Here is a 17,645-nt window from a genome sequence, read left to right on the forward strand (position 1 = left end):
TACCTTTTATATAACTTTTTCTATACCATCTTCCCTCCCTATTACAACTTCTCTTCAAAACATTTTTAACCTGTAAAATGCTACAACATGAGAAATCTATTTCTCTGCTGGCTATTAATTCCTTTTTTCGGAATGAGCCAAACCAAAAACGTGGTAAGTACTTTCAGGGTATTTCCCAAACCCGAGAAAGTTGCTGAATTTGAAAAAGCGATGACTGCTCACGCCCAAAAATTCCATACCGGTGAATGGAAATGGCGGGCCTATGAAATACTATCCGGCCCCGATGCAGGCGGCTATCATTGTGTGGAAGGCCCTAATTCATGGGCTCAGCTCGATGATCGTAAAGATATCAGTAAGGAACATATTGCCGACCTGAACACCAACTTTATACCCTTAACAACCGGTCAGGGTACCCAAGGTTATGCAGTATACCGCGAAGATCTAAGCTCTACACCCTTAACCGAATTCACCGAAAAAATTGCCATCACCCACGTTTTTCCTAAACAAGGATACACCGATACCATCGTCGGGATGTTGAAAAAAGTAAAAGTAGTGTGGCAAAAAAGCAATGAACCGGTAGCCGTTTACCAGGCTTCGGGCTCAGGGCCTTCGCAATTCATGCTTGTATTCAGATATAAAACCGGCTGGAAAGAAAGAGACCCTTCATTCAGGAAACCGTTTATGGAAAGATATAAAGCCGAATACAACGACAGCGGATATAACGATTACCTCGCAGGCATTCAGCAGTTTGTTGAAAAAAGCTGGGCCGAGTTGCTGATTTACAGGCCCGATTTAAGTTCTAAATAAAAAACTTCGCGCAAAGGCGCTAAGGCGCCAAGGTTGATCGCTTCGCGATCTTAAGGACACTAAGAAAAGGCTTTGCGCCTTTGCGCGAAATGTCATTACATATTCTCTATCACCATAGCCGATGCGCCGCCACCGCCATTGCAGATGCCTGCAGCTCCATACTTTCCATTATTTTGTTTTAACACATTGATCAACGTTACAATGATGCGGGCGCCGCTGCAACCCAACGGATGTCCCAGCGACACAGCCCCCCCATGCACATTTACTTTGGCGGGATCGAGTTTCATGCGCTTTGTATTTTCAATACCTACCACCGAAAATGCCTCATTGAGCTCCCAGTAATCAATATCGGTCATTTTTAATCCGGCTTTGGCTACTGCTTTCGGTACAGCCACGGCCGGCGTAGTAGTGAACCATTCAGGCGCCTGCTCGGCATCGGCATAGGAAACTATTTTGGCAATGGGTTTTAACCCCAGTGAATCGGCCTTTTCTTTACTCATTAAAACGAGGGCAGCCGCTCCGTCGTTCATGGTACTGGCATTGGCGGCAGTGACCGTTCCTTCTTTTTGAAATGCCGGTTTCAGTTCGGGTATCTTATCGAATTTTACGTTGAATGGCTCTTCATCTTTATAAAACAGCACCGGATCGCCTTTACGTTGCGGAATTTCAACCGGTATCACTTCATCGGCAAATTTTCCGTTGTTCCATGCAGCCTGACTGCGCTTATAGCTTTCAATGGCAAATGCATCCTGTTCTTCTCTTGTAATACCGCACTCCTTTGCGCACAGCTCTGCCGCATTACCCATCGCCTGACCATTATATACATCCGTTAAACCGTCCTTTGCCAGTCCATCAATTAAATTGGTATTGCCGTATTTGTTTCCCCAGCGAAGCGTATCAACATAAAAAGGCACGTTGCTCATGCTTTCCATACCACCGGCCACAACGATGTCGGCATCGCCCAATGCAATGCTTTGGGCCGCCTGTGCAATGGCTTTCATGCCGCTTGCGCATACTTTATTTACCGTAGTACAATTCACCTCATTCGGCAAACCGGCGAATTTTGCGGCCTGTCGTGCAGGGGCTTGTCCTATGTTGGATTGTATTACACAACCCATCAGCACATCCTGCACCTGTTGCGGCTGTACGCCTGCTTTTTCCAGGGCGGCTTTAATGGCAATAGCGCCCAGTTTGGTAGCTGAAAAATCTTTTAAAGTTCCTCCAAAGCTGCCCATGGGCGTTCGTACAGCGGATATGATATATACTTCCTGTTTATTCATAGTAAGTTCTAAGTTATAAGTAATAGGTTTTAAGTTAATACAGATACAAAGATAATGGATTTACTAACAAGTGTTAGCTGAAAAGATCGAAAGACTGAAAGCCAGAAAGAAAGTTACATTAACGGTGTGCTTCTTTCGGACCGGACATTGATTTCGTTCGCTCTACTCTTCCTTCCCAAATAATTTACGTAACTCCATCTTCGCCTTTTCAAGCGGTTGCTTTTCTTTGGCGCTGAGTGTTTTTCCTGCCCTGTTGATATAGAAATTAAGCATCGACATGGCCGACTGAAACGGTGTGCCTTTTCTACGTTTGCTTTTTTCGGCCGACCGCTTCAGAGAACGGGCTATTTTTTTGGGGTCTTTTGATTTGAATACGCCCGATTCAAGGTCTAAGGCATCACTGGTTTGCATTACCCGGCGCGACCATTTTTTTACCGGGGCTGTTTTTTTGGCGCCCCGTTTTGTAGCGCTTTTTTTACGTGCGGTGGTGGCTTTTTTCTTCTTTTTAGCTATTGCTGCTGACATATATAATTTTTATAAAAATGATGCAACCTTAATACCAGCCGGTAACAGTTGGCATCTTAAATCTATTTGACTAAAAAGAACTGTTGGATTGTCTGTTTAATAATACGGGCAGTTTTAATTATATTTAGTTTATGCGAACGATGCCTTTCCTTACAAGCCTGATATACTTTACAATTATCGGTTTTGGCCAACCGTTATTCTGTTTATCGCAAACAAAAAAAGCCCCGGAAAGAATTTTTCCTGAAAGAAAATACAAAACGGGCGAACGCTATCGCTACCGGCTTACCACCCATGTAGAACATAATGGCGACTGGCAATCGACCATCATAGCGGTGTGCGAATTACAGGTAGTTACCGACAGCGCCGGCATACCCTACGATGAAGTGCGCTGGCTGTCGAAAAAAGTAATCACCCCAAAAGACACTACCGATGAAACAGCCGAGGCGTTAAAAGTTAAGCCCTATCGTATTTCGCTGCATGCAAAGGGCCGGCTCGACATACCCAAACTTGATATTAGCAGCATGACCGGCGAAATAACCGATTTCAATACCTTCTTTGTAGCTGTAAGCCCAAAACTGGGCATCAGCGAATTAAAAAAGCCGGGAGATGTTTATGTAAAAAAAGAAACGACCATTGGCGATTTTTCAAACGGAAAAAATATTCTGAAAGGAAATGATTGTTTGTCTATCCAGGTCATTCTAAATGATATAAATAAAGAGAACGCATTATTAGAAACCAGCTTTCTGCCTCCGGCAAACAGCTGTTTATCCTTTTTAACTGAAGACATGAAAAAGCCGGTAGCAGGCGACACTATGAACAATTTTCAAATGGTACAGCCGGTTGGTAATAACCGGGTCAATATTATGTATGGCAGAGAGCATTTTATAATAAAAAGTACCATTCAACAAAAAGATGGAAAAATAAAAGAGGCTGCCATGGTGAACCGCCTGACCCTTAACGTAAAAGTTTTTTGTGATGATCAATACGCCAATTGCCAAACAACCATGCCTTTCACGATACTGCGGAATCTGAAGCTGGAGTTGATGCAGTGAGAATGGCTCAGGGCGCTACAAGTTCCAGGTTGCATGTTACAGGGAATGCCTGCCTCTACCCCCTGTAACTTGAAACACAGGCTGCAACATTACAGGTAAAAGCTATTGCTTCAAAAACCCAATAATGGCTGATGAAAATTCAGGTGTTCGGGCGGCATTGTTATGATCGCCGGGAACCGTTTTATAAACGCCCTGTTTAAAAAGTTTTGCCAGCTGTGCGGCAGAACCATTATCACTATCTTCACTGCCGCAAACAACCAGTACCGGTTGCTTTATGGTTCGCAAAGTTTCCTTTGAGGTTGATGGCTGTTCTTTTTGCAATAAGGCCAGCGCCTGTTGATCGAGCCCCGATTTTTTTACATAATTAACCACCGGCGCCAGCTCGGCAACTGTATCGCCCGATAATGCCCTGTAAAATAATTTGCGGCGCGGCCATTCAGGATCGGTAAAATCGGTTCCCATGCCACCTAATACGGCTTTATTAACTCTTTCATCGAGCACCAGCAAACGGCTGGTGATGATCGATCCCCTCGAATAACCGATCACATCGTACTTTTTTATGTTCAACATGTTCAGTAATCCCATAATATCCTTTGCTTCTGCATCATTGGCATAGGCGGCAGCATCATGCGGCTTATCTGATTTCCCATTGCCACGCATATCGAACGATATCACCTTATAACCCGCTTTTAGCAGATCGGTATACAAGGCAGTCTTCTTCCAGGTATCGCCATTAACAATAAAGCCATGCACCAGTACCACAGGAGCACCGGTTCCCTTCACTTCATACCAGATCTTTGAATTGTCGAAAGAAGTATAATAACCCGAAGTACTATCGGTTTGAGCAATTAACAGACCGTTAACCAGCAAAAGAAGAAATGTGCCAATGACTTTTTTCATGTTATCAAGATACACCACAAACTTCAAACTATAAACTGTCTTCTGCATATTGAATTCCCGTTTGCCGTCTTATTTCATCCATGGTATCCATCAGGTCAAGACTGAAATGATGACAAAAATGTTCGCTTTCAATTTTTCCTTTTTGTATACATGCATACACTTCGTCGATTTCATATTGCAATCCCCTTCCCTCCCACTTACAATGATGCGTTGTTTTTTTTCCATCATATACTTCAACTTCAATAGCCGAAGGCATTTCATTCCAGGGTCGCAGGATGCGAATCTTTCCTTTGTCGCCATAAATGGTGGCTTCCCACTCAGTTTGCATAACCAGCGATGATTCAATAACTGCATAGGCGCCATTGGCATAATGAAACAACGCTGCACAACCTTCATCGATAAATTTATTGGTTAACCGCGCCCATGCCTGAATACTGTTGGGCCTGCCGAGCAACAGGTGAGCCAGATACACCGGATAAATGCCCAGATCGAGCAAAGAACCACCACCCTTTTCAGGATCAAAAAACCGGTTATCGGGATCATGCGGCGCCCGGTAACTCATGTCGGCTTTAACACATTGTATGTTACCAATAGCGTCTTCATCTATGAGAGATAAAACTTTTTTAATGCTGGGCAAGAAACGTATCCACATACCTTCCATTAAAAAGGTTTTGTTCTTTTCCGAAGCGTCGATCATTTCTTTTACCTGCTGCCTGTTAATGGCCAGCGGCTTTTCGCATAGCACCGGAATTTTATGGGCAAGGCATTGTAATACTTCATCGTGATGAAGCGTATGCGGGGTAGCAACGTACACTGCATTTAAATTGCTTTGCTGTAAAAATGCATCGGGCTTATCGAAATATTGCGGCGCCTTTTTTTCTTCGGCAAATGCCCTTGCCTGATTTAATGTATGACCTAAAACAGATTGAATAACCTGCCCTTTATTTTCCGTGAGCTTTAAATCATCGGCAAACTCCGTTGCAATTTGTCCCGGGCCGATAATGCCCCATTTAAATTCGCCCATACATTGTTTTAATGCATTAATTCAACATATATGCCAGCAGGAAGCCAATAATCAATAGGCAACTGGCAACAAGCAATGGGCAATTGACAATGAGTAATAGGCAAATAGCAACACTGCTGTACTATTTTTGTCAATTGCCAATTGCCTGTTGTTTATTGCTTTTTTTGTGCCTTAAGGTGTGAGTTCAAATATCAGCGCCTGGTACGGCAACAGGGTTAAATCACTGGCCTGATGATTGAATTGCAGGGAGGTTTCGTTGTTTATCAGGGGCGTTTCTTTTACCATCAATGGATCGGGAATATGCCAGGTAACAGGTTCTTTCGAAAAATTTAAAACAATAAGCAGGCCCTGTTTTCCAAGCGTGCGTGTATACGCATATACCTGCTGATGACCGTCATCATACAAAGTATAATATCCGTAAATAAACACCAGTTCGCTTTGACGCAAACGGGCCAGTTTTCTGAAATAATTCAATACCGAATTTTCATCGGCCTCCTGTGCTTCCTGGTTTACGAATACATGATCTTCATTGATGGCAATCCAGGGTTTTCCTGTAGTGAATCCGGCATTAGGCGTTGCATTCCATTGAAATGGTGTTCGGCTGTTATCGCGGGCCGTTAATTTCATATCCTGCAAAAACCGTTTGGGATTCGATTTCTTATTCTTAATGTAATTATACATGGCGATGGTTTCAACATCACGGTAATCTTCTATTTTATCGAACCCGATATTGCGCATGCCCAGCTCATCACCATTATAAAAAATAGGTGTTGCGCGCATGGTAAGTAAAAAAGTTATCAGCATTTTGGCAGATATGGCCCTGAACTCAGGGCTATCATTCCCCCAACGTGTCAGCATTCGCGGCTGATCGTGGTTGCCAAGATAAATGGTGCCCCAGCCTTCGCGCTCAAATACATGGTCCCATTCGGTATATACCCTTTTAAAATCGGTGAGCTTATATCCATCGGGGTTCGGACTTTTAAAACCTTTGCTGGCCCTATCGATACCCATTCCTTCGAAGTGATACATCATATGCAATTCCTTACGATCGGCATGCACAAACAACAATGCTTCGTTTTTTTGAATACCGGGAATTTCGGCAATGGTCACCACATCGTAATGGTTAAACGTTTCGCAATGCATTTCTTTAAGGTACTCATGCAAATGCGGGCCTTTAGCATAGAAATAAGACCAGTCGCCGCGGTATTTTTCTTTCAGATCTTTTTTGTTCACCGCCGGGTAGCTATGATCTTTTGATATATACGAAATAGCATCGAGCCGGAAACCATCTACGCCTTTATCGAACCAGAAACGCATCATTTTATAAATTTCTTTCCGTACTGCTTCGCATTCCCAGTTCAGATCGGGTTGTTTTTTTGAGAAGATATGCAGATAATAAGAATCGGTTGTTTCGTCGTAGGCCCAGCCACTGCCATGCGGATCAAAGAAGCTGAACCGTGAAGGCGGATTGCCTTTTTCGGCCGGCCACCAGTGATAATAATCGCGGAAAGGGTTATCGCGCGATTTACGGGCTTCAACAAACCACGGATGTTCATCGCTGGTATGGTTCACCACAAGGTCCATGATCAAACGAATTCCGCAATCGTGCAATCCTTTCAGCAGGGCATCGAAATCTTCCATGGAGCCGAACTCCTTCATTATGTCGTAATAATTGCTGATGTCGTAGCCATTATCATCGTTGGGAGAAGCATAGATGGGATTTAACCAAATGGCGCCAATGCCCAGACTTTTTAAATAATCCAGCTTCGACAAAATACCTTTCAAATCGCCTACGCCATCACCATCACTGTCTTTAAAACTTCGCGGATAAAGCTGGTAAACGATTACTTCTTTCCACCATTCCCTGTTTACTATTTCCGGTAATTCTTTTTCCGTTACGGTGTTATTCGGCATCATCATCTTCTTCTGTATAAATGCTTTCAGTGTGTTCCTGTTCATCTTCTTCCCACTCATCTTCATCTTCATATTCATCGCCTTCATCATCTTCATCACCCCAAACCTCTTCGGTATATTCATCATCATCTTCTTCTTCAGATACGTCTTTTTCATCATCGCCCGAAGATGGCTTAGGCTGGCGGGGTCCCGCATAAGTTATATACTGCGAATACCAGGTTAGTTCTTCTTTCATAAAAAAATTTTTAGCGGTAAAATCAGGTAATATTTCAATCTAAAAATTTCTATAAATGCCGTGCCTGTTTCCGGGGAAATGCTTCTACATCATTTTCAACCTGTTTAAATAAAAAACCCCGGTTTTACCCGGGGCTGTGATATTTTTTTCCCGTTACTGATCGTATACAGGATCGTTCAATTCTTCTGACAAATTAAACTACCTGAGGGAAAAAATTATCGACTACTATATAAACTGAAAAACCCGTGCCATGCCGGTTTTCCTTTAACTGCCCTTTATTGTTAATTAGCCCGTGCCTCAGACAATTTTGGTGTAGAAATATTTCATCAATATAAACTGCCCCCTAAAATAAACTCTGATTCAGTGTTTTAGCGTGGTACAGGTTTTTGAATATATACAAAAGCACTTTATTACAATCGAAAACTACGCTGCAAGCCACACTTTATAATTCAATGAACAAATGATTTTTTCAAGCTAAAATGATACGATCGTGGAAATTGAACAATTTATATTGAAGAAGAACGATGGTTTTCCCAACAATGCCCTATTGCCGGTATTGTTGTATAAAAATGTGCTGCAGGTGCCCAATGAAAAAGGCGGGAAATTTGTTCAGAAATTATTTGAGCAAAACAACTGGGGCAATACCTGGACCGACGGCATTTATTCGTACCACCATTATCACAGCATTACACACGAAGCCCTTGGCATTATCAGCGGGCATTGTAATGTAATGCTCGGTGGTGAAAACGGACAGATAGTTAAAGTTACAAAGGGAGATGTGCTGATATTACCCGCGGGTGTAACACATAAAAATGTAGGCGCGTCGGAAGATTTTAGTTGTGCAGGCGGTTATCCGGGTGGAGCAGATTACGACATTAATTATGGAACGCCCGATGAACATCCGCATGTAGATGAAAACATAAAACAGGTGCCCTTGCCCGATACAGACCCTGTATTTGGTAAAGAGGGTATGTTATTTGAATACTGGTCCAATAAGCAATTGGCAACAAGCAATAGGCAATAACAGCATACAGGTTTCAATTTGCCAATTGCTTATTGACGATTGCATTTTGATTCATTCACCTAAAAGCCCACAGTTATGGAAACAAAACCATCCGAAATGACAACATTAACAGCTGTTCTTGAAAAACTCAGGCAACAGCATCAGGATAATGAATTTATGATTACTGAAGATGGCTTTACCGTAAATGGTAAAACCTATAAGGTCGAAGATCTGACTATTATCAAAACCTATCGTTTTGAAGGCGCTTCAGATCCCGGCGACTCATCTATTGTTTACCTCATACAGGCCAAAGACGGCACTATTGGATATACCATGGATGCCTATGGCGCCTATAGTACGCAGGATGATGGTAATTACGACGATCTTATAAAAAAGCTTCCCGTTCAGGAACGTGAAGAACAGGAGATATTTCATTAATAAGTAAAGCATCCGATGGTTACTCATCGGATGCCTGGAACATTATCTGCTTGTCTTACATTCTTAACTAAAAACGCAGGTTATGGAAGAATTGCAAACAAAAACGCTGCAGGTATCGGTAAGCGGTAAAACCATGTCCTGCCAGATCCAGGAAAAAGATTACGGCGACCTGATTGTTTTTGATGTGTTAAGTGATGGCAATTATTTGTTTACCCTTACACAGCAGGGAGATGTATTGTTTAATGAAGCGGAAATGACACAAAAAAAAGCAATTATGGATCCCCGGCAGCTGAATGAATTGATTGATATGATTAAAGAAATGATTATTTCAGATCAGGATTAGTTGAAAAGTTAATCAGTTGACTTGTTAACTGGTTAACTTTTCAACTTTTTAACTTATCAACTTAACTCAACACCCGTAATTTTATGCCCGGAACTATAAAATACCTATGCTATATAAACATTATCCAAAATTTTTAATCGTTGTGATGTGCCTGCTTCCCACCGCTTATTCGCAGGCACAGGTAGAATATCCATACCCTGTGCAAAAATTCAGTATTTCGCTTGAAAACAAACCGGTACAGATAGCCTACATGGACGCGAAACCCGATTCGGCCTGGCACAAAACCGTTATACTGCTGCACGGAAAAAATTTCAACGGCTATTACTGGAAAGATGTAATGGCTTTTTTGGTAAAAGCAGGCTACCGGGTAATTGTACCCGATCAACCCGGCTGGGGGCGGTCAGATAAAACCGATTTACATTACAGCTTTCATTTACTGTCGTATGCCATGAACCAGCTGCTCGATTCGCTGCAGGTTCAAAAAGTTTATGTGGTTGGGCATTCCATGGGTGGTATGCTGGCAGCCCGCTTTGCCATGCTGTATCCCGGCAAAGTAGAAAGATTAATACTCGAAGACCCCATCGGGCTCGAAGATTATAGAAAGTTTGTGCCGTATCAAACAACAGAGCAACTATTCGAAAAAGAAAAATCAGCCAACTACGAATCGTACAAAAAATACCAGCAAACATATTACCCGCAATGGAAACCCGAATACGAACAGTATGTACAGGCACAGGCCGATGCCTTGAAAAGCACCGAATTTACCCGCATTGCCTGGATAAATGCAGTTACTTATCAAATGATTTACGAACAACCGGTTTGTTATGAATGGGACCACATTTCGGCTCCTACACTGTTAATGATCGGTACCGAAGACCGCACCGTGGTAGGTAAAGCCCTGTTGAGCGACGACGATAAAAAAAGATACGGCCAATATCCCGCGCTGGCCAAAAAAACAAAAGAACAAATTCCCAATGCCCTGCTGGTTGAATTACCCGGCATCGGCCATATACCGCACATCCAGGACCTGCAACAGTTTCAGCAGATTCTGCTTACCTTCATTAAGTAGTTACCAGGTACCAGATACCGGATACCGGGAACAGGAAACCGGTAACAATAGAGATGGCATAACTTTTATGCATGCTGCTATATGAGTCTCGCCACATATAAAAAGAAACGGTCGTTTAAAAAAACACCTGAGCCGGAAGGGAAAAAAAAGGCTTCCGGCGGAAACCTTCATTTTGTTGTTCAGAAACACGACGCATCGCGCCTGCATTACGACTTTCGCCTTGAAATGGAAGGGGTATTAAAATCATGGGCCGTTCCCAAAGGTCCTTCCATGAACCCTGAAGATAAACGGCTTGCCATGATGGTGGAAGATCACCCTTACGATTACAAAGACTTTGAAGGTATTATACCACCCGGCAACTATGGCGCCGGAACCGTTATTGTTTGGGACGAAGGCACCTATGAAGCAATGGATTGGGAAGAAAAAGGGAAAAAATACACGAAAGATTTATTAAGCCAGTTAAAAAACGGATCACTTAAAATTACCCTGCACGGCAAAAAATTAAAAGGCTCCTTCGCCCTTGTACAGGTGAAAGGCCGCGAAGAGAATGCCTGGCTGCTGATCAAGAAAAACGACGAGTACGCTACCAAAGAAGATATCACCAAAAAAGATAAATCGGTTGTATCGGGCATGAAGATCGAACAGGTTGCCAAAGAAAGCAATAACGAATGGATCAGCAACAAAAAAAGTTCCGCGGGAGCGCGGGATAAAAAATCAGCTAAAAAAGCCGCTCCCAAAAAGGCTTCTACCAAAGCATCATCAGCGAAAAAGAAACGTGTTAAAAAAAAAGTCCCGCCCGAAATAGAAAGCCTTATAAAAAAAGGCAAACACAGCACAATGCCCGCTGATGTTATTCCTATGCTATCGACCCTAAGCTCAGCGCCATTCAATGATAAAGACTGGTTATTCGAAATTAAATGGGATGGCTACCGGGCGCTCGCCTATATTGAAGAAAGCGATGTAACCATTATGTCGCGCAAGAACCTTTCTTTTAACAGCAAGTTTGCCCCTGTGGCAGAGGCACTGGGCACACTGCAGCTGAACGCCCTGCTCGATGGCGAAATCGTTGCCCTGAACGAAGATGGCAAAGGCGATTTTCAGTTACTGCAGCAATGGCAAAAAACAGGCGCCGGCGAGCTGGTGTATTATGTATTTGATATTTTATGGATCGATGGGTACAATGTAATGCACCTGCCGCTACATGAGCGCAAGGAAATATTGCAGCATATATTACCCGAACACGATATGATCCGTTTCAGCGATCATGTAACAACCAACGGCCGTAATTTTTTTGAAGCTGCTTCGAAGCAGGGACTCGAAGGCATCATGGCAAAAAATGTAGATAGCGCTTATACGCCTGCGGTACGAACCCGTCAATGGTTAAAGATCAAAGCAACCCAACGGCAGGAAGTAGTGATCGCGGGGTTTACCGCCACGCGTGGCAGCCGTACCCATTTCGGAGCGCTTGTGCTGGGCGTTTATGAAAACAATGAACTGAAATATACTGGGCACACCGGCTCGGGCTTTACCGAAAAATCACTCGGTGATATTTATAAAAAGCTTAAGCCCCTCATTACTCAGCAATCGCCTTTTGCCACCAAACCCAAAACCAACATGCCCGTTACCTGGGTAAAACCTGTGCTGGTTTGCGAGGTAAAATTTTCTGAATGGACGAAAGATAACATACTGCGGCAGCCCATTTTTATGGGGCTGCGGGAAGATAAAGATGCCATGGAGGTGCATCGCGAAAAAGCCATTCATGCCGATCCCGATGCCATTGAAAAAGAAAGCCCATCTGCTAACAAAAAAACTTCCGCTACAATGCAAACAAAAACCGTCAAAAAGAAATCCCCTTCAAAAGGAACAGCATCCGCCGCAGTTTCAAAAACAAAAGTTTCAAAACAAGGCTTTTTGGATGATACGGTTAAAGAACAGGTGGTGATCATCAACAAAGAAGAACTCACTTTTACCAATCTCGATAAAATATACTGGCCCGATGAAAAGATAACGAAGCGTGATATGCTGAATTATTATTACCAGATGGCCCCATACATTATGCCTTATATGAAAGACCGTCCGCAATCGATGAACCGTTTTCCGAATGGAATAAAAAAGCCGGGATTCTATCAGAAAGATGTAACCGGCAAAGTGGCCGACTGGATCAAGAGGCATGATTATGAAACCGAAGGTCAGCAAAAACAATATCTGGTATGTACCGACGAAGCTACCCTGCTATACATGGCCAACCTCGGTTGCATTGAAATGAACCCCTGGCACAGCACCATACATAAACCCGATAATCCATCCTGGTGCGTGATAGATCTTGACCCCGGTAACATAAGTTTCGACAAAGTGATTGAAGCAGCGCTGGTAGTAAAACAACTGGCCGATGAGCTGGAGATAGATACGTATTGTAAAACATCCGGTTCAACCGGGTTGCATATTTATATTCCGCTGAACGCAGCCTACGATTACGATCAGTCGAAACAACTGGCCGAATTAATGGTAACATTTGTTCACCAGGAAATTCCAACGTTTACAAGTCTTGAACGCAGTCCGGCTAAAAGAAAAAATAAAATATACCTCGATTATTTGCAGAACCGGTCTATTCAAACCATAGCGGCGCCCTACTCGTTGCGTCCCAAACCGGGCGCCACTGCCTCGGCCCCGTTGCATTGGGATGAAGTAAAGAAAGGATTACATATAAAGGATTTTACTATAAACAACATGTACGACCGCGCCAAAGAAGTAGGCGATATTTTCAAACCGGTGCTTGGTAAAGGCATTCAATTGAAAAAAGTACTGACTAAGTTGGGGCTCAAAGGATAATTTCCCGCAAAAACTCTATAAATATCGAATACTGAATATCCAATAATAAATGATGAAGTTGTTTTGCACTTCAACATTCTACATTTAATATTCAACATTCGATATTTACTAAGAAGACTTCTTAATCTTCTGCGGCATTTTTTGCGGGTTGTTCAAAATACCTTTCACAATGCTATGCGAGTTTTGTAATCCGCGTAACTGGTTTTCGAGCATGTTTTGCAAATCGCCGGAAGGCAATTGCTCAATGGCCTTATTGTAAATGATCTGAATGCCCTCTTCGCCCTGCTCACTGCTTGAAAGCATATCGTAAATATTAGGGCCCGAAAAAGAAACACCCAGGTCTTTCCACTGATTATACAAATCGCCAAAAGTGAGCTGTGGCAAAGGCTTTTTTGCATTCGAATTATTGTTTCGTATAGGCATTTGCTCCATATACTGACGCAATGCAAAATTGTTTTGCCGGCTTTGATTGGCAAGCAATGCAAAAGTGCCCCGCAATTCAAGGTTGAATATGAAATTCAGAAAAGATGCTTCTTCATAAGCCTTAGCCCGTTCGCGGTTAATAGTTGCCAGGTCATTTAAAATTTCTGCTATTTGTTGATATTCCACAAGCGTGAAGTTTTGTTTTGTACATAAAAAATCATTCCCTATATTGTAACAGACGTTGAATAGTTCACCGGCTGGCGAATATGGCACACCGTTTAGTAAATCATTAACAAGCAACGTTAGTAAAAATACGGTCAACAAAGATAGTTGCCTATCCCTTGAATGAGTAGTATATTGGTCGGGCCTTTACGAGGCGGCTTTACGCCCTTTTTTCTCCAGGCTCGCTTTCAGTTGTTCCATAAGGTCTTTTGAGCGCGAATGCACTACGCGCATTGAAGGAGCAGGTATTTTTTTGCCTTTTGCCTTGTTCTTAATCAGCTTTAACAGTTCGGTTGAATAAGTGTCTTTATATTGCTTAATATCAAAATCACCGGTTAACTGGTTGATCAGCGCGATAGCCATCTTTAATTCCTGCGGATTACTTTTTGAGGGTTTTACATCCAGTTCCGATGTATCGCGTATTTCTTCGGCAAAACGGATCTTATTTAGTACGATGATATCTTCATGCGGTTTTATCAGTCCTAAGCTTTCTTTATTACGCAATACGTAAGTACCTAATCCCACTTTACCGGTTTCTTCGAGTGCCTCACGCAACAGATTATACGCTTTTACACCATTCTTTTCAGGCGCCAGGTAATACGGACTTTCGTAATGAATGGTATCGATCTCTTTTTCATCAACAAATTCATTGATGGTAATGATCTTATTTTTTTCGGGTCGTACTTTCTGAAAATCTTCGTCTGTCAATACCACATATTGGCCGTCTAAATTGTATCCACGAACGATATTTTCCCAGGCCACCTGCTTTCCTGTTTTTTCATTTACACGATGAAAACGAATTCTTTCATGATCTTTTTTATCAAGCATATCAAGATCCAGCTCGCTGGCCTGTGTTGCGCTGTATAGTTTTACGGGAATGTTTACCAACCCAAAACCGATGGCCCCCGTCCAAATAGCTCGCATAATAGTCTTTTTAAAAGTGCTGAAACTTTTATGCCAATTGAAAGTAACTAAAACAAGCAGGTGTTTGATGCAAATTCGGCTGAGTAGTTTAAATCCTGTCTCTTCAATACTTCTAAGGCCATTTTTCCCGGTAAAACGCTGCAAAATGGGTATTTTTTTGCACAGAAATGATTTATGTCAAATTATAATTATTTAAAAAATGACCTGCCCGTAGGTACAATCGGCCAAGGCTATTGTGGATTTGATTTTGGAAAGATATACTGCTTAAAGCACAAGGCACAAGGCTCAAGGCTCAGGAAGCAGGAAGTAAGAAAGTTAACCCGTTGATGAGTTGAAACGTTAACAGGTTGATTAGTTAACAGTGATGGCAGGAGTTAGAGGGATTTTGCCGTTTTACGTTTCGCGTTTGCCGATTCACGATTGCCGTTCTTCATACATAAACAACATGTACAACGGCACATCGAGGCCCTGGGCAAGCTGATGCATGGTAAGCATGGTAGCATTGACCTCGCCACGCTCAATTTTGCCAATATCGCTGTAATCGATAGAGCAATTAGCGGCCAGATCGCGCAAGCTTAAGCCTTTGCCCAATCTGATTTTTTTTAAAGTATCGCCTATTTTCTTTAACAACTCTTTGTCTTCCGCTTTACCCATTATACGGAATTAAAAAACGGGGTAATATCACCGAAAATCATCTAATTGTTGTGGGTTAATAACCCTACATTATACTTTTTCCTTATCTTTGCCTTTTATAGTGTGGTGATACTATTTTACACACACAAGTATCATCATACAGTTCTTGACACATACGATAGTATAACTATACTATTCCTTTCACAACAACAACAGCGGTGCTATAGAAAGTAATTTCACAAACAGATCGCATTTTATAGCATTCGCTTTCATCCTGTTATCAAAATCTGGCGATTTTCACAAAGCGCAGGATGATAAGTGAATAGCTCACGTCTTTTGGCGTGAGCTCACTTATCTGCGCGCAAGGGTATGCCAGTACCTGATAACCAGATATGGTGAGTCTCACGCCAGAATTTTTTCAGGGCTGTTCACTATTTGTCGCTTAAACCTTAGCGTAATCAGCTATGGGGTTAACCAACAAATGGATTTCCCTTTTATTAAACTACCCAACCACAGTGCAATTTGAGGTTCTGTTCAGAAGAATAAACCTTTTGTATGCACATATCAAAATCCGGCAATGGCGTGGGCCAATGGCATGTGGATGAATCCGTCGCCTTTGCAACTACCTTTAATCATTTTTATCGTTCGCTGGTGTTTTTTGCGCGAAAACTGATCCGTGATGAATTCGCGGCCGAAGATATTGTAACGGAGATATTTCTCAGGTACTGGAAGAAACAAAAGCATTTCAATTCGCTGCCTGCCGTGAAATCGTATCTGTACATCAGTACCCGCAACGCCTGTTTGAACCATTTACACCACCGGCGATACGAGGCTGCTACAAAAGCCGACCTGCTTGTATTATCAGATCATTTCGACGATCACGTATTGAACCACATTACGCGCACCGAGGTGATGCGTCAGGTATACTGCATTGTTGAATCGTTACCGGTGGAATGCCGCAAAATTGTGTTGATGAGCTTTATCGGGGGTATGAGCAACCAGCAAATTGCCCGGCGATTACGCATTTCGGTTCACACCGTAAAAAACCAAAAGTTCAGAGGTATTCAGCTGATGCGAACCAGGGCGCAGGTATGTTATTAAGGCAGGCCGTCACCTGTACGCCCTTGTACTATCAATTTTGCTCCACTGACCAATTGAAGGTCAAACCCTGAGAATTAATTTAATAAGTTTACGAACATTTTTAATGCTCATTTGTTGCCTCCGGCAGCTAAAGTTGAGCAAAAGTTCACTTGTGAATAGAAAGTTGAAAAAATTAAATTTCATCAATCAAATAATCCCGGGTGTTTTGCCAAAAACACATAAAACACTGATTTTCAATAAACAACTTTGAATATTTTATAAATTCCGGCCGCGGGGCCGGGCGAATACGGCGGATGTCATTATTTATCCTAATTTTGATACGTACGGTAATCGAACGAACAAACTTTACTTACACATCCCATTATACTACACTACCCGGCCCATTAAATTCAGTAGAACGAGAACGTACACTACCCATTATATTCTGTTTGCTGCCTGTTGATTCTTCTTTTTTGAAACTTAAAAAAAGGTGGAGGATATTAGTATGTATTCGTATGCATTATTAGAGCCCGGCTGTTATTATCTGATACAGGAAAAAGAAGACGAACCTGTAACACTAATCAAAATAACGGTGGAAACAGATCAGTGCCTGTATATCACACAGTATGAAGATATGCCGGTACTACTTTGGAAAAAGAAAGCTGATCCTATTTTCGACATCCTGGAACTGCTGAGCGATGAAAAAGTTAAAGAATGGGAAGCAGTTTACAATGACAACCAGGATGCTTATTACGAAGAGGAGGATGATGAGTAATTTGTTCCGCCGCAGGCAGAATGAAATGTACAAATTTGAAAATGAAAAAGCCTGATTAAGCAACTGCATACAGGTTCAGCATGAACCTGGGTATTGTATTGCCAGGAACTGAAAAAGAGCAAAAAAGATCTCCCGATTTTCTTTTTTGCTCTTTTTGCTATTTTAAAAC

General features: G+C 42.3%; 18 protein-coding genes. 9 read left to right on the plus strand and 9 right to left on the minus strand.

The window, feature by feature from the left end; genetic code table 11:
* The first annotated feature begins 87 nt into the window (after nt 1-87).
* Nucleotides 88-807 (plus strand): hypothetical protein, encoded by a 720-nt coding sequence (locus AC59IL_RS31600; protein ID WP_496556249.1) that lies wholly within the window; start codon nt 88-90, stop codon nt 805-807.
* A gap of 95 nt (nt 808-902) precedes the next feature.
* On the opposite strand, the gene AC59IL_RS31605 is transcribed toward AC59IL_RS31600, so the two are convergent.
* Nucleotides 903-2,087: an acetyl-CoA C-acyltransferase gene (locus AC59IL_RS31605; RefSeq protein WP_496556250.1), complete on the minus strand. Its 1,185-nt coding sequence runs from the start codon at nt 2,085-2,087 to the stop codon at nt 903-905.
* A gap of 162 nt (nt 2,088-2,249) precedes the next feature.
* On the minus strand, nt 2,250-2,612 hold the full coding sequence (locus tag AC59IL_RS31610; protein ID WP_496556251.1) for a DUF3175 domain-containing protein: 363 nt from the start codon (nt 2,610-2,612) through the stop codon (nt 2,250-2,252).
* A 131-nt stretch (nt 2,613-2,743) separates the two neighbouring features.
* On the opposite strand from AC59IL_RS31610, the gene AC59IL_RS31615 reads away from it, so the two are divergent.
* Nucleotides 2,744-3,664, plus strand: a complete 921-nt coding sequence (locus AC59IL_RS31615; protein ID WP_496556252.1) for a hypothetical protein — start codon at nt 2,744-2,746, stop codon at nt 3,662-3,664.
* A gap of 102 nt (nt 3,665-3,766) precedes the next feature.
* Here AC59IL_RS31615 and AC59IL_RS31620 read toward each other — a convergent pair whose 3' ends face one another.
* The 4 genes from AC59IL_RS31620 to AC59IL_RS31635 all read right to left on the minus strand — a co-directional run bounded on the left by AC59IL_RS31620 (nt 3,767) and on the right by AC59IL_RS31635 (nt 7,737).
* The gene (locus AC59IL_RS31620) at nt 3,767-4,612 is read right to left on the minus strand and encodes an alpha/beta fold hydrolase (protein ID WP_496556253.1); all 846 of its coding nucleotides are present in this window, start codon (nt 4,610-4,612) and stop codon (nt 3,767-3,769) included.
* Nucleotides 4,593-5,588, minus strand: coding sequence for a Gfo/Idh/MocA family protein (locus AC59IL_RS31625; RefSeq protein ID WP_496556254.1), 996 nt, complete (start codon nt 5,586-5,588; stop codon nt 4,593-4,595). The genes AC59IL_RS31620 and AC59IL_RS31625 overlap by 20 nt, the downstream gene beginning before the upstream one ends.
* Before the next feature lie 171 nt (nt 5,589-5,759).
* Complete coding sequence (locus AC59IL_RS31630) at nt 5,760-7,508, minus strand: glycoside hydrolase family 13 protein (RefSeq protein WP_496556255.1); 1,749 nt, start codon at nt 7,506-7,508, stop codon at nt 5,760-5,762.
* Nucleotides 7,492-7,737, minus strand: a complete 246-nt coding sequence (locus tag AC59IL_RS31635) for a hypothetical protein (RefSeq protein WP_496556256.1) — start codon at nt 7,735-7,737, stop codon at nt 7,492-7,494. The genes AC59IL_RS31630 and AC59IL_RS31635 overlap by 17 nt, the downstream gene beginning before the upstream one ends.
* A 490-nt stretch (nt 7,738-8,227) precedes the next feature.
* Here AC59IL_RS31635 and AC59IL_RS31640 point away from each other — a divergent pair, with 490 nt between their 5' ends.
* The 5 genes from AC59IL_RS31640 to ligD all read left to right on the plus strand — a co-directional run bounded on the left by AC59IL_RS31640 (nt 8,228) and on the right by ligD (nt 13,419).
* Nucleotides 8,228-8,761, plus strand: a complete 534-nt coding sequence (locus AC59IL_RS31640; RefSeq protein ID WP_496556257.1) for a cupin — start codon at nt 8,228-8,230, stop codon at nt 8,759-8,761.
* Nucleotides 8,762-8,857: 96 nt separating this feature from the next.
* On the plus strand, nt 8,858-9,178 hold the full coding sequence (locus tag AC59IL_RS31645) for a hypothetical protein (RefSeq protein ID WP_496556258.1): 321 nt from the start codon (nt 8,858-8,860) through the stop codon (nt 9,176-9,178).
* A gap of 82 nt (nt 9,179-9,260) precedes the next feature.
* Nucleotides 9,261-9,521 (plus strand): hypothetical protein, encoded by a 261-nt coding sequence (locus tag AC59IL_RS31650; protein WP_496556259.1) that lies wholly within the window; start codon nt 9,261-9,263, stop codon nt 9,519-9,521.
* A 106-nt stretch (nt 9,522-9,627) separates the two neighbouring features.
* On the plus strand, nt 9,628-10,590 hold the full coding sequence (locus AC59IL_RS31655; protein ID WP_496556260.1) for an alpha/beta fold hydrolase: 963 nt from the start codon (nt 9,628-9,630) through the stop codon (nt 10,588-10,590).
* Between the two features lie 81 nt (nt 10,591-10,671).
* On the plus strand, nt 10,672-13,419 hold the full coding sequence (ligD, locus tag AC59IL_RS31660) for a DNA ligase D (protein WP_496556261.1): 2,748 nt from the start codon (nt 10,672-10,674) through the stop codon (nt 13,417-13,419).
* 108 nt (nt 13,420-13,527) lie between these two features.
* Here the strand turns inward: ligD and AC59IL_RS31665 are convergent, their stop codons facing one another.
* The 3 genes from AC59IL_RS31665 to AC59IL_RS31675 form a co-directional block, all read right to left on the minus strand.
* A complete protein-coding gene (locus AC59IL_RS31665; protein WP_496556262.1) occupies nt 13,528-14,028 on the minus strand; it encodes a ferritin family protein in 501 nt (166 codons plus the stop codon).
* A 183-nt stretch (nt 14,029-14,211) separates the two neighbouring features.
* A complete protein-coding gene (gene ku, locus AC59IL_RS31670; protein ID WP_496556263.1) occupies nt 14,212-14,988 on the minus strand; it encodes a non-homologous end joining protein Ku in 777 nt (258 codons plus the stop codon).
* Nucleotides 14,989-15,402: 414 nt separating this feature from the next.
* Complete coding sequence (locus AC59IL_RS31675) at nt 15,403-15,642, minus strand: helix-turn-helix domain-containing protein (protein ID WP_496556264.1); 240 nt, start codon at nt 15,640-15,642, stop codon at nt 15,403-15,405.
* A gap of 534 nt (nt 15,643-16,176) precedes the next feature.
* Here AC59IL_RS31675 and AC59IL_RS31680 point away from each other — a divergent pair.
* Both AC59IL_RS31680 and AC59IL_RS31685 read left to right on the plus strand, forming a co-directional pair.
* Entirely contained in the window at nt 16,177-16,722 is a 546-nt protein-coding gene (locus tag AC59IL_RS31680) for an RNA polymerase sigma-70 factor (protein ID WP_496556265.1), read from the plus strand.
* 469 nt (nt 16,723-17,191) lie between these two features.
* Nucleotides 17,192-17,476: a hypothetical protein gene (locus AC59IL_RS31685; RefSeq protein ID WP_496556266.1), complete on the plus strand. Its 285-nt coding sequence runs from the start codon at nt 17,192-17,194 to the stop codon at nt 17,474-17,476.
* Nucleotides 17,477-17,645: the final 169 nt, after the last annotated feature.

This window comes from Niastella sp. sgz303648, assembly GCF_059587045.1.